This is a genomic window from Streptomyces sp. CNB091 (assembly GCF_000377965.1).
The window spans coordinates 121,335-134,110 of the sequence record NZ_KB898998.1 but is presented as its reverse complement, the minus strand read 5'-3'; the positions used below and the strand labels follow the sequence as shown (position 1 = coordinate 134,110).

Sequence of the window (12,776 nt, the reverse complement as noted above, 5' to 3'; positions counted from 1 at the left end):
ACATCTCGTCACTTTGACGAATAGGGGGTAGCATCCCAGCCATGAACTCAGCGGACCTCGGGCGACGGGTCGGCGTTCCGTCGACCGCGCTCTTCACCGACCAGTACGAGCTGACCATGGTGCAGGCGGCCCTCAGGGCCGGCACCGCCGACCGGCACTCGGTCTTCGAGGCGTTCACCCGCCGGCTGCCCGAGGGGCGGCGCTACGGAGTCGTCGCGGGCACCGGCCGGGTGCTGGACGCGGTGGAGAACTTCCACTTCGACGACGAGATGATCGGCTTCCTGCGGCAGCAGGAGATCGTCGACGAGCCCACCCTCGAATGGCTGGCCGACTACCGCTTCGGCGGCGACATCTGGGGCTACCCGGAGGGCGAGGTCTACTTCCCCGGCTCCCCGATCCTGCGCGTGGAGGGCTCCTTCGCCGAGTGCGTGCTGCTGGAGACGGTGATCCTCTCCATCCTCAACCACGACTCCGCCATCGCCGCCGCCGCCTCACGGATGTCGGCCGCCGCCGGGAGCCGCCGGCTGATCGAGATGGGCGCGCGCCGCACCCACGAGCTCTCCGCGGTCGCCTCGGCCCGCGCCGCGTACGTCGGCGGCTTCGACGCCACCTCCGACCTGGCGGCCGGCTTCCGCTGGGCGATCCCGACCGTCGGCACGAGCGCGCACTCCTTCACCCTGCTGCACGACTGCGAGCGCGACGCGTTCCGGGCGCAGGTGGACTCGCTGGGCCGGGGCACGACGCTGCTGGTCGACACGTACGACGTGACCGAGGCGGTCCGGGCGGCCGTCGAGATCGCGGGGCCCGAGCTGGGCGCCGTACGGATCGACTCCGGGGACCTGCTCCTGGTCGCGCACCGGGTGCGGCAGCAGCTGGACGAGCTGGGGGCGACGGACACGAAGATCGTGGTGACCTCGGACCTGGACGAGTACGCCATCGCCTCGCTGGCCGCCGCGCCGGTGGACGCGTACGGGGTCGGCACCCAGCTGGTCACCGGGAGCGGGCACCCCACCTGCTCCATGGTCTACAAGCTGGTGGCCCGCGCCGGCTCGGCGGAGCCGGACGCCCCGCTGGTGCCGGTGGCGAAGAAGTCGCTCGGCGCGAAGTCGTCGAAGGGCGGCCGCAAGTGGGCCGCCCGCCGGACCGACGAGCACGGCGTCGCCGAGGCCGAGGTGATCGGCACCGGTCCGGTCCCCGAGGAGCTGGCCGACCGGCAGCTGCCGGTGGAGCTGGTGCGCGGTGGCGAGGTGCTCGCGCGGGAGCCCCTGGAGGCCATCCGGGAGCGGCACGTGGCGGCGCGCGCGGGGCTGCCGATGTCGGCGATCCAGCTGTCGCGGGGCGAGCCGGTGATCCCGACCGAGTACGCCTGAGAACGGCCCGGGGCGGCCCCCAGGGTCGCCCCGGCGTCCGGACCGGCCGGGTCCGGAACCGGGGGTTTGGCCGACGGGCTTGATTGTGACGGTGCAGTGCCTAGGCTCGAACCCGCGGACACACCCGGAAACCCCGGCACCCCCCTCCGCTCGGCGCCACCCCGCTCCGGCCCCACGAGCTCCCGCCCCCGTCCCGTCCCCGCCCCATCCGCTCCCGCCCCCACCGAAGGACACCCGCCATGCACCGCGCATTGATCGTCGTGGACGTTCAGAACGACTTCTGCGAGGGCGGCAGCCTCGCGGTGGCGGGCGGTGCCGACGTCGCCGCCGCCATCACCGACCTGATCGGCGACGCCCAGCCCGGCTACCGCCACGTGGTGGCCACCCGCGACCACCACATCGACCCGGGCGACCACTTCTCGCCCAGCCCGGACTTCGAGCACTCCTGGCCGGTGCACTGCGTCGCCGGTACGGAGGGGGTCGGCTTCCACCCGAACTTCGCGCCCGCCGTCGCCTCCGGCGCGATCGACACGGTGTTCGAAAAGGGTGCGTACGCGGCCGCTTACAGCGGGTTCGAGGGCTCCGACGAGAACGGGGCCGGACTCGCCCAGTGGCTGCGCGACCGCGACGTCACCGAGGTCGACGTCGTCGGCATCGCCACCGATCACTGCGTACGGGCCACCGCGCTGGACGCGGCCCGTGAGGGCTTCGTCACGCACGTGCTGCTCGACCTGACCGCGGGCGTGTCCGGGGCGACCACGGAGCGGGCCCTGGCGGAGCTGCGCACGGCGGGCGTGAAGCTCTCCGGCACACCGGTCGTCGCGTCGTAACCCCACCGCACCCGGGACCCCACCGCACCCGGGCATCACACCTCGCGCGCCGCGCCCGGATATCACCGCCTCGCGCGCCTACGCGGCCGGGCGGGCCGGTCCGGCGTATCCGGTGGGGCCCAGCAGGGCCCTGATCGGGTGCCACAGCTCCTGGCACGACTGGGGCGACGCGGAGGGCGGGGGCGACGGGGGCGCGAGGCCCGGCAGGCCGGCCGGCTCCGCCTGCGGGGCGGCCCGCCACAGCAGCCCGTCCGGATGGTGCAGCACCGCCGTGACCTCGTCCGGCGTGGGCGGCCGGTCGTTGCCGCGCAGGTAGACCGCCCGCAGCCCCAGGTTGCGCAGCCTGGTCAGGGCGCGCGCCCGGTTCGCCGCGTGCACCAGCACCCGCACGGGGGCCCCTGGCCCCTCCCCCGTACCCCCGTGGGGGCCCGCTCCGTCGGCCGGTCTGGTCAGGGTCAGTGCGACCACCACCGTGCCGTTCGGCAACCTGCAGAAACCTCCGCCTGCCATGCTCCGCGCTCCCCCGTGAGACGTCGTGTCAATAAGGATGTGAACAAGACGCACCTAAACACGATCGGCCGCCGCCCGCTAGGGGGCGACGGCCGATCATGGTTTGACCTGCGGGTTTACTCGATCAGCGGCCCGAGGGGCTGACCAGCACGCTCATCGTCGAGCCGTTGCGGGGCTCGTGGACGATGGAGATGCGGGTGTTCGTGTCAGGGACCTTGACACCACCCGTGGGGTTCTCCTTGTACCAGTAGGTGCCCTTGCGGTCGTCGAAGACCGGGTTGCCCAGGGCGGGCTTGATGTGCAGCGGGACGTCCGCGTTATGGAGCGTGAAGCCCTGGTTCGGGTACCAGCTGAACGGCGCGTCGAACGGCTGGATCTTGTTGCGCAGGAGCGAGCCGTCCTTCCACTTCAGCGGCTTGGCGTGCGCGTCGACCGGCAGGATCAGACCCTGGCCCGGGTGGACGGAGGTGTTGTTGTCCTTCTGGGAGGTGTCCCAGAGCCAGACCAGCAGACCGTTCTGGTACGCGTAGTGCTCGACCCAGTCCGGACGGGTGCCGGAGAAGCCGAAGTTGTACGGGCCGACCTTGAGGGTCTCGTCGTACGACACGTACTGGCGGTTCTCCGCGATGTAGTACTGCGGGTAGTTCTGGGTGAAGGACTCGCCGATGCGCGAGAAGCCCTTCGCGGTCCAGCCGTTGTCGTCGCCCTCGGCATTGTCCGAGAAGAGCGCGGCGCCGTCGGCCGTGACGGTGATGGCGTCGGCCGCGAAGCCCTTGCCGCCCGCGCCGCCGTCCGTCTGGTAGCGGAAGCGGAAGTCGACCTTCTTGCCCGCGTAGGCGTCCAGGGAGAAGGACAGCTTCTTGTACGCGCCCGAGACGTCGGTCAGGGCCGGCTTGTCACTGGCGTCGCGCGGGAGGGCCTTGCCGTCGGCGGTACCGTCGAGCGCGGTCCAGTTGGCGCCACCGTTGTCGGACACCTCGGTGTAGAGGTAGTCGTACTCGGCCTCGATGTCGTACCAGCCCGAAAGGTCCAGCGTGGCCTTGGACTTGCCGGTCAGGTCGACCGAGCGGGTCAGGGTGTTCGACAGGTTGTCGCCCATGTCGCTCCACCACTGCTTCGCACCCTCGGCGGGCTTGACGACGGTGGTGGTGACGGCCTTCTCGGGCAGCTCGACGACGAGCGCCTGCGGGTTCTTGGTGTTGTACTCCGAGACGCCCAGCTTGTGCAGCGAGGTCTTGCCGGCCTTGGCCTTGTCGTAGTCGAGCCAGCCGAGCTGGAGCTTGTCCCACGAGGTCATGTCGCCCGGCAGGTTGCCGATCTCGCCGGTGCCGGTGCCGAGCCAGGAGCCCGCCGACATCAGGGACCAGAAGCCGACCGAGTTCTCGCCGCCGCCGGAGGTGTCGTACAGGTCCGGGAGACCGAGGTCGTGGGCGTACTCGTGGGCGAAGACGCCCAGGCCGCCGTTCTCGGGCTGGACGGTGTAGTCGCCGACCCAGATGCCCGTGTCGCCGATCTGGGCGCCACCGGCCTTGTTGTCCGCGGGGCCGGTCGCACCGGCGTTCGTGCCGTACGCGTACCAGCGGTGCGCCCAGATGGCGTTGGTGCCCTCGGCGCCGCCGCCGGCCGACTCGTCCTCGCCGGCGTGCACCAGCTGGAAGTGGTCGATGTAGCCGTCGGGCTCGTTGAAGTTGCCGTCACCGTCGAAGTCGTAGCGGTCCCACTCGTCGTACTCAGCGAGGTTCGCCTTGATCTCCGCGTCGGTGCGGCCCTTGGCCTGCTGATCGGCGACCCAGGCGTTCACGCCGTCGCGCACCGCGTCCCACACGTTGGCGCAGTTGGTCTGGCCGCAGTAGTTGGAGCCGTAACGGGCCTCGTTGTAGGGGACCTTGACCCAGTCGGAGACCTCTCCCTCGACCGAGTAGCGACCCGAGGAGGTCTTCTCGTAGTAGGTCTTGAGCGAGTGGACGCCCTTGCCCTCGCCGAAGTAGAGCTCCTGGAAGTGCGCCCGGTTGTAGTCGGCCTTCCAGGCGGTGCTGTTGTCCTTCTTCGGGTCCGGCTTGGCGATCTTGTTGTGCGCCGGGCCCGGGGCGCCCCCGAACTTCTTGACGGGCGGCTTGGGGCCGTCGCCGTCCGGGTCGAACATCGTGGTGTCGTCGACCTGGTCGCCGAACTCCAGCAGGATGGTGAAGATCTTGTCGGTCTTCTCCCGGCCGAGCTCCACGTACTTCTTGTCGCCGAGCCTGACGACCTTGGAGCCGTTCCGGTTCGTCACCTTCTTGTCCCCGGACAGCACCTGCTCCAGCGCGGCTTCGCGCTGAGCGGCCTGCTGCTCGCTGAAGGGACCCTCCAGGTTGTGCTCCACGTGCCCCTTGGCCGGCGCCGGGTCACGGCGGTCGACGGTGGAGACACCGGAACCTGATGAGCTGTCATGCGCCTGGGCGGTGGCGAAGGTCGACGCCGTCGCGGCGGTCGCGGCCATGGCCACGACAACGGCGGCGGCGCGAAGCGCCCGTCTCTGATTGGTCACTTGATGCAGTCCTCCCCGGGCGTCCGCGCAGCGGCCAGGGGGGTAGAAAGCGGGCCGCGCGCGTAAACGCGTCACAAGTGACGACATTCGATCGGAGTCATGAAAGAAAAGACAGACCTTGACTTGAACAGACCAAGTGCACTATGCGGAGTGCCCTTCCGGTATGCGGACGGTATGGGAAGGGCATGGGAACGGTAAAAGAACGTCCGCGGCCCGGACCTGGCCGTTCGCCCCACACCAACAGGCGCGTCGCGCCGTCCGGTTGGTGAGCGGCGTGACTCCGTGCGCCCCCTGTGCACCGGTACCGTGCGTTAGGTCACGCTTACTACCGGTCCGGCCCGGGCATCCACCGTCGTAGGGTCGTTCGGCGCGCACGACCGTGCCGACCGCCGCCCGCCCATCCGACGTCCCGAGGACGGAAACCGCCATGCCGCGTCCGACTGCCGCACAGTTCGCCTACGGTTCGGCCACCGTCGTCGTCACGACGCTCGCCCTGCTGCTGCTGTTCCGCACGGAGTCCGGCATCGGCGTCGCCGCCGTGGGGACGACCGCGCTCGCCCTCGGCCTTCTGGTCGCCGTGCTCCTGCCCCTCCCCCGCCACCGCGCCGCGGAGGCAGCGGGACGGACCGCGACCGCCGACGCCGCCCGAACCCACCACGCCTTGGAGGGCATCGGGGCCCGGGAGCGGGTCACGGCGGGCCGCTCGTCGGCGCCGGCGCCGGCGGACGAGCACTCGCTGCGCCGCTGAGCGGGCGACGACGGACCGCAGGGTGGCCGTCCGCTAGCGAGCGGCCACCACGACCGTCTTGGCCGCCTTGTCCTGGAGCCCCTGCCGGTAGGGCTTGTCGGTGAACATCAGCACGATGTTGATCAGCCACCACAGGCACGGGCAGCACAGCAGCGCCGGGGCCCACAGCACGACGGCCCGCATCAGCGCCGCCCCGGTGTCGGGCACCCGCCCGTCGTTGAGCATCGCGACGCGCAGCTTGAGCAGCCGCTTGCCCAGCGTGCGGCCGTCCTTGTGGGTGAAGTACGTGTCGTAGGCGACGTAGACCACCAGGCCGATGATCGACCACAGCAGCTGGCTCCCGCCGTACCCGTTGGCGACGGCGTCGCCGAACCCGTCGTCGCCGTCCCCGTTGACGTCGACCGCGCCGCCCCAGGGGAGGGAGATCAGGTACAGCGGGATCGAGATGACGAGGAAGTCGATGAGCCGCGCCAGGATCCGCTTCCCCGGCTCGGCGAGCGGCGGCATTCCGGCCAGCGGGTCGGGCGCTCCGAAGCCGCCGCCGCTGCCGTACGGGTCGTTCGGCGGGGGCGGGGGCGGGGGCGGCGGCGGGGGCGGCGCGCTGCCGTACGGCCGACCCTCGGACGGCGGCGAGGGCTCCTGCGGCTTCTTGAGGAACGGATCGTCGTCCTCGGGCGGCTGGCCGGGCGTCGGCTGGTCGTTGCTCATGGGGGCAGTGCATCCCGCTCCACCGGGCCCCGCAACGGCTCAGGTGCGTTCGGGGGACACGGAGCGGCATCCGAGTCTAAACGGGCAGGTCGCCGCACGCTCGGGCACGCGTTGCCACGGAGCCCGGGCACGCGTTCTGCCGGAGCCCGGGTACGCGTCCTGCCGGAGCCCGGGCACGCGTCCTGCCGGAGCCCGGGCACGCGTTTCCCCGGGTCCACTCAGCGCGCCCAGCCCGGTCGGCCCGATGAGCCCGATGAGCCGACTCAGCCCGCTCAACCCGCTCAGCCGGCGACGAACGTGCGGGCCGCCTTGTCGTGCCAGCACTGGCGCCAGGGCCGGTCGATCAGGCACCAGAGAACGTTGACCACGCCGATGACGAGGAGCCCCAGCACGCCGTAGACGAGCCAGCGGCGCAGGGCCGCGCCCAGGGTGGGCGCGTCGTGGGACTCGATGTCCCGTACGTCGAGCCCGCAGAGCTTCTTGCCCAGCGTCCGGCCCCACTTGGCCGTCGGCAGCGCCTCCAGGAGGAAGCCGATGAGGAGGAACGCGGCGAGCAGCGCCCCCAGCAGCGCCCCGGTGGTGGAGTCCAGCAGCCAGACGGTGACCGTCTCCCCTGTCTCCTTCGCCGCGGTGATCTTCCGGTCGATGTGGTCGAGCGCCCGGGTCGCCAGCGGGACGGCCGCGGCCCCGACGACCGCGCCGAGCACGAGACTGTCGACCAGCCGGGCGGCGAACCGCTTGCCGAGCCCCGCGGGCCGGGCCGAGGCCTGGTTGCGGGCGAGTTGCTGGAAATGGTCGTCGACCGGCGGCTTCCAGGGCACGACGGGCTGGTCCGCGCCCGGCCCCTGGTGCTGGGGCTGGTGCGGTTGCTGCTGCTGGTGCGGTTGCTGCTGTCGCGGCTCGGGCTGGGCCAGTTGGTGGACCTGCTGCGCCCAGGAGGCCGAGCCGCCGCCGGGGCCCGGCGTCAGCGGCGTCTGCGGGGCCGCCGGGGGCACGGGGGCGGGGGATGGCGTGGGCACGGGGGCGGGGGCCTGGACCGGCCCCTGCCGCACTTCCTGCGGTACGGGAGCGGGGGCCGGGACGGGGGCGGTCGGCGCGGGGGCCGGCAGGGCTGCCTGCTGTACCGGTGCCGGCTGTACCGGTGTCTGCTGGGGCTGCGCCTGCTGTGCCAGTCGCTGCTGTGGCTGCTGCGCGTGCTGTGCCTGCTGTGACTGCTGCGCGTGCTGCGCCTGCGTCGGCAGTGCCCGGGGCGCGGGAGCCGGTGCGAGGCCGCTCTGTGCCGCGACCACGTTCTGCGGCCCCTGCTGCGTACCGGCGTTCGACGGTGCCGGAGCGGCCGGCTGAACGGCGTTGGACTGTGCGGCGTTGGACTGTGCGGCGTCGGGCCCTGCGGCGCGCGGTCCCACCGCGCGGATCGTGACCGTCCCGTCGGTCGGCGGACGCGTCCCGGCCTCCTCGGCGGACCGGCCGCCGTCCCGCATTCCCGGCAGCGCGCCGCCGGTCGGGTCCTGGGCCAGCGGCGCCCTCGGGTCGGCCGACGCCGAGGCGTGGCCGGCGGGCTCCTGGGCCGGCCCGCCCCAGTCGACCCGGCGGTCCCGTCCGCCGCCGAAACCGTTCTGGCGTGCGGTGTCCGCCTGCCAGACGGACGCGGAGCCCGCGGGGTCCGCGTCCGGTTCACCGGAGCCGGCCGCCGGGGCCGCCGGGGCCGCCGGGGCCGCCGGGGCCGCCGGGCCGTCCTGGAGGCCCTCCTGGAGACCGTCCTCCTCGTCGAAGAAGATCGGCCCGGTCTCCTCCACCGGCGCACCCTGCCCCCCGTCGGCGGGAGCGGCGGCCGGGCCCGCCTGACGGGGCGCGGGGCGGCTCGTGCCGGGGACCCAGGACGCGCCGTTCCAGTACCGGACGTAACCGGGGATGGAGGGGTCGGGGTAGTAGCCCTGGCGGGGGCTTTCGTCACCGGGTGCCGGAGTTGGCGCGCTCATCAGCGGGTCCCGTATCTCTTCGAGGCCTCAGGCCGTCCCCGCCGGGCGGGCGGACGGCCTCAATACAAGGGTCCACATCTATCAGACCGCCGACCGCCCTCGGGCCGGTCCACCTGTTTGGGACCACTTTCGGGACTGCGTGAAGTTTTTTTGAGAAGTCGCGTAATAGGTGGCGGGGAGGGCGCTCTCTCCTTGTGCGGGACGGTCACGGGGCCGGCCCACGAGCACCGGAAGGTTGTGCATTCTCATGATGAGCATCGTGGAACGTGAGCTGGAGCTGAAGCTGGTCCTGTCCCCCGAGCGGTCCATTCCCGTACCCGCCCGGCTGACGTATCGCACGGACGACCCGTACGCCGTGCACATCGCCTTCCACATCGGCTCCGAGTCGCCCGTGCACTGGACGTTCGCCCGGGAGCTGCTGGTGGAGGGCGTGTTCCGGCCGTGCGGGCACGGGGACGTACGGATCTGGCCGACGAAGGTCGCGGGCCGCGGCGTCATCTGTGTGGCCCTCACCTCCCCCGACGGCGACGCCCTGCTCGAAATGAACTCGGCGGCCGTGGCCGCCTGGGTGGAGCGGACCCTGCGGGTGGTGCCGCCGGGTTCGGAGAGCGACCGGCTCGGCATCGACGATGCGCTGGCGGAGCTGCTGGCCCCGTTGCCGGCCGACGACCTCTGGCTGAGCGACCCGTGGCAGTCGGACGACGCGCCGTCCCAGGACGGCGAGGCGTGAGGGCTGCCGAACGGGAGGGCGCTGTCAGGAAAGCTTGCGGGGCCGCTGTCAGGAGAGCTCGCGGGGTTGCTGTCAGAAGAACGCGCCGGGGTTGCTGTCAGAAGAGCTTGCCGGGGTTGAGGAGGCCCAGCGGGTCGAAGGCCGCCTTGATGGAGCGCTGCAGTTCGATGCCGGTCTCGCCCAGTTCGCGGGCGAGCCACTCCTTCTTGAGGACACCGACGCCGTGTTCGCCGGTGATGGTCCCGCCCAGTTCCAGGCCGAGCGCCATGATCGCGTCGAAGGACGCGCGGGCCCGGCGGGACTCGTCGGGGTCGTGGTGGTCGAAGCAGACGACGGGGTGGGTGTTGCCGTCGCCCGCGTGGGCGCAGACGCCGATGGTGAGGTCGTACTCCTCGGCGATGGCCGCCGTGCCCGCGAGCATCGCGCCGAGCTGCGAACGCGGTACGCAGACGTCGTCGATCATCGTGGCGGGCCTGACGGTCTCCAGCGCGGTGAGCGACATCCGGCGGGCCTGGAGGAGGAGTTCGGACTCGGCGGGATTATCGGCGGGGACCACCTCGGTGGCCCCGGCGGCGGTGCACAGGGCTCCGACGGCGGCGAGGTCGGCGAGGGGGTCGGGGGTGTCGAAGGCGCAGAGCAGCAGGGCCTCGGTGGTCTCGGGCAGGCCCATGGAGGCCATCGCGTTGACGGCACGCACGGTCGTACGGTCCATCAGTTCGAGGAGTGACGGGGTGTGACCACGCTCCATGATCCGGCACACAGCGTCACAGGCGGCGGCTGCCGAGGGGAACTCGGCGGCGAGGACGAGCTGCTGGGGCGGCCGCGGCCGCAGCGCGAGGACGGCCTTGACGACGACTCCGAGGCTGCCCTCGGAGCCGACGAAGAGCCGGGTCAGGTCGTATCCGGCGACGCCCTTGGCGGTGCGGCGGCCGGTGGTCAGGAGCCGTCCGTCGGCGAGGACGACGTCCAGGCCGAGAACGTACTCGGCGGTGACCCCGTACTTCACGCAGCACAGGCCGCCGGACGCGGTGCCGATGTTGCCGCCGATGGTGCACGTCTCCCAGCTGGAGGGGTCCGGCGGGTAGTACAGGCCGTGTTCGTCCACCGCGCGTGACAGCACCGCGTTGACGACGCCCGGTTCGACGACGGCGATCCGGTCGACCGGGCTGATCTCCAGGATCCGGTCCATTTTCACCAGGGAGAGCACGATGCAGCCGTCCGAGGCGTTGGCCGCGCCGGACAGGCCGGTACGGGCGCCCTGCGGGACGACCGGGACGCGCAGCGCGGTGGCGGTGCGCATGACGTGCTGGACCTGCTCGACCGTGCGCGGGAGCACCACGACGGCCGGGGTGCCGGCCTCGCAGAAGCTCGCCATGTCGTGGGCGTAGGAGGCGGTGACGTCCGGATCGGTGATCAGCGCCTCGGGGGGCAGTCCCGCGCGCAGCCGTTCGAGGAGATCGCTCATGATCCAAGCGTGACACCCGGGGCCAATGGTGTGAACCCGTGGGCGGCGACGATCCGAAGGAGCGGTGTGCTCGTATGACTGACGCACAGTGATGGCCATGGATGTCATGCCGCAGCAGGGTCCGGAGTCCCGCCAGCCGCCCGAGCCGTCCCCGCAGGGGCCACAGGGCCCACAGGACCTGCTGGACCCGCTGGAGCCGCTGGACCCGCTGGAGCCGCTGGACTCGCGAGACCCGCAAGCCCCTTACGTGATGCCCGCCGAAGGCGCCACCGCCGTACCCCCGCCGCCGCCCACCCTGCGGACGACGTTGCGCCGGGCCGCGTTCGGGGCGGTCGCCGCCGGGGTGCTACTGGCCGGGGCGCTGGTGGCGGTGGAGGACGGGGAGGGGGACGGGCCGAAGGAGCCGGGGCCGGTCGAGCGGGCCGAGGCGGCGGTGACCGCGGGCTCCCCCGCTTCACTGTCGGACCTCACCGCGCTGATCGGGGACCGGCAGAAGTGGGTGGAGTCCCACCCCGAGGACGCCCCGTCCCTGGCGACGCTCGGCACGGCGTACGTGGAGTGGGCGCGGCGTTCGGCGGACACGACGTACTACGCCCGCGCCGAGGAGACCCTGAAGCGTTCGCTGGAGGCGCGGGCGGGCGAGCGCGGGAACGAGGAGGCGTGGGTGGGCCTGGCGGCCCTGGCCAACGCCCGGCACGACTTCCTCGCGGCGAAGCGGTGGGGCGAGACCGTGAAGAGGCAGCAGCCGAAGGCCTGGAGCGTGTACCCGGTCCTCATCGACGCGTACACCGGGCTCGGCGACCAGAAGGCGGCGACCGCGGCGACGGAGAAGTTCGGCGAGCTGCGCAAGGGCGTTCCGGCGCTGGCCCGCACCGCCGAGCTGTACCGGGGCCAGGGCTGGCGCGAGGACGCGCTGGCCACCGCCAGGGAGGCGGCGGACCGGGCGACGCAGCCCGCCGAGAAGGCCGAGGCGCTGCACCGGCTCGGCGAGCTGGCCTGGGAGCGGGGCGAGCCGGAGGAGGCGGTGGCGCAGTTCGACGCGGCGCTGCGCACGGACGCCGGTCACCACGCCTCGCTGGCGGGCCGGGCCCGGGCCCTGGTGGCGCTGGAGCGCACCGACGAGGCGCTGGCCGCGTACCAGAGCGCGCTGGAGAAGCTCCCGCGCCCGGAGTACGCCCTGGAGCTGGGCGAGCTGTACGAGTCGCTGGGGCTGGACGGGGACGCCCGCACCCAGTACGCCCGGCTGCGGAAGATGGTGGCCGGGGCGAAGAAGACCGGGGTCGACGAGTCCCTGGTGCTGGCCCGTTTCGAGGCCGACCACGGGGACCCGGACGCGGCGGTGGAGCTGTTGCGCGGCCAGTGGGCTAAGCAGCACCGCAGTGCGGCGGTGGCGGACGCGCTGGGCTGGGCGCTGCACCGGGCGGGCGAGTCGGAGGAGGGCCTGGAGTACGCGCAGCGGGCCGCGGACACGGGCGTGCGGAACGCCTCGTACGCCTACCACCTGGGCGTGATCCAGCGGGAGCTGGAGGACTACGGCCCGGCGCGCCGGAATCTGGAACAGGCCGTGCGCACCAACCCGGCCTTCTCGCCGCTCGCCGCGCCGCTGGCCCGCCAGGCGCTGGACGCGCTGGGCGAGCCGCCGCCGGGCGGGCCGGGCGCCACGCGGCCGGCCCCGCCGCCGCCCGCCCCGGATCCGAAACCGGAGACAGAGCGGGAAGGGGAGCGGAAGAGGGAGCGGGAGACGGGGCGGGAGACGAAGCCCGAGGCTCCGGTCCCCTCGAAGGCGGCCCCTTCCGCGCCCCCGTCCCCGGCCCCGGCCCCGTCGAAGGCGGCGGCGAGCAGCGCTGCGGCCGGGAAGCCGGAGGCGGCGGCCGAGGCGTCGAAGAGCCCCTGACCCGGACAGGACGCC

Annotated in this window: 10 protein-coding genes; 5 read left to right on the top strand and 5 right to left on the bottom strand. The window is 72.7% G+C overall.

Going from position 1 to position 12,776, the window contains the following annotated elements:
• Nucleotides 1-41 precede the first annotated feature (41 nt).
• Entirely contained in the window at nucleotides 42-1,370 is a 1,329-nt protein-coding gene (locus D581_RS0117320) for a nicotinate phosphoribosyltransferase (protein ID WP_018958479.1), read from the top strand.
• Nucleotides 1,371-1,609: 239 nt separating this feature from the next.
• Nucleotides 1,610-2,200, top strand: coding sequence for an isochorismatase family protein (locus D581_RS0117315; RefSeq protein ID WP_018958478.1), 591 nt, complete (start codon nucleotides 1,610-1,612; stop codon nucleotides 2,198-2,200).
• Between the two features lie 78 nt (nucleotides 2,201-2,278).
• Here D581_RS0117315 and D581_RS0117310 read toward each other — a convergent pair whose 3' ends face one another.
• Together D581_RS0117310 and D581_RS0117305 are read right to left on the bottom strand one after the other, a co-directional pair.
• Nucleotides 2,279-2,710: a hypothetical protein gene (locus D581_RS0117310; RefSeq protein WP_032752787.1), complete on the bottom strand. Its 432-nt coding sequence runs from the start codon at nucleotides 2,708-2,710 to the stop codon at nucleotides 2,279-2,281.
• Nucleotides 2,711-2,834: 124 nt separating this feature from the next.
• Nucleotides 2,835-5,237, bottom strand: a complete 2,403-nt coding sequence (locus tag D581_RS0117305) for an immune inhibitor A domain-containing protein (protein WP_018958476.1) — start codon at nucleotides 5,235-5,237, stop codon at nucleotides 2,835-2,837.
• Nucleotides 5,238-5,664: 427 nt separating this feature from the next.
• Here D581_RS0117305 and D581_RS0117300 point away from each other — a divergent pair, with 427 nt between their 5' ends.
• The gene (locus tag D581_RS0117300; protein ID WP_018958475.1) at nucleotides 5,665-5,985 is read left to right on the top strand and encodes a hypothetical protein; all 321 of its coding nucleotides are present in this window, start codon (nucleotides 5,665-5,667) and stop codon (nucleotides 5,983-5,985) included.
• 33 nt (nucleotides 5,986-6,018) lie between these two features.
• Here the strand turns inward: D581_RS0117300 and D581_RS0117295 are convergent, their stop codons facing one another.
• Both D581_RS0117295 and D581_RS0117290 read right to left on the bottom strand, forming a co-directional pair.
• Nucleotides 6,019-6,693: an RDD family protein gene (locus D581_RS0117295; protein WP_018958474.1), complete on the bottom strand. Its 675-nt coding sequence runs from the start codon at nucleotides 6,691-6,693 to the stop codon at nucleotides 6,019-6,021.
• A 281-nt stretch (nucleotides 6,694-6,974) separates the two neighbouring features.
• Nucleotides 6,975-8,672 carry an RDD family protein gene (locus D581_RS0117290; RefSeq protein WP_018958473.1) on the bottom strand — a complete coding sequence of 566 codons (1,698 nt, stop codon included), beginning with the start codon at nucleotides 8,670-8,672 and terminating at the stop codon, nucleotides 6,975-6,977.
• A 247-nt stretch (nucleotides 8,673-8,919) separates the two neighbouring features.
• Here D581_RS0117290 and D581_RS0117285 point away from each other — a divergent pair, with 247 nt between their 5' ends.
• On the top strand, nucleotides 8,920-9,402 hold the full coding sequence (locus tag D581_RS0117285; protein WP_018958472.1) for an SsgA family sporulation/cell division regulator: 483 nt from the start codon (nucleotides 8,920-8,922) through the stop codon (nucleotides 9,400-9,402).
• Nucleotides 9,403-9,499: 97 nt separating this feature from the next.
• Here D581_RS0117285 and D581_RS0117280 read toward each other — a convergent pair whose 3' ends face one another.
• Nucleotides 9,500-10,867, bottom strand: coding sequence for an FAD-linked oxidase C-terminal domain-containing protein (locus D581_RS0117280; RefSeq protein ID WP_018958471.1), 1,368 nt, complete (start codon nucleotides 10,865-10,867; stop codon nucleotides 9,500-9,502).
• A 97-nt stretch (nucleotides 10,868-10,964) separates the two neighbouring features.
• Between D581_RS0117280 and D581_RS0117275 the strand changes: the two genes are divergently transcribed.
• On the top strand, nucleotides 10,965-12,761 hold the full coding sequence (locus D581_RS0117275) for a tetratricopeptide repeat protein (protein WP_032752799.1): 1,797 nt from the start codon (nucleotides 10,965-10,967) through the stop codon (nucleotides 12,759-12,761).
• Nucleotides 12,762-12,776: the final 15 nt, after the last annotated feature.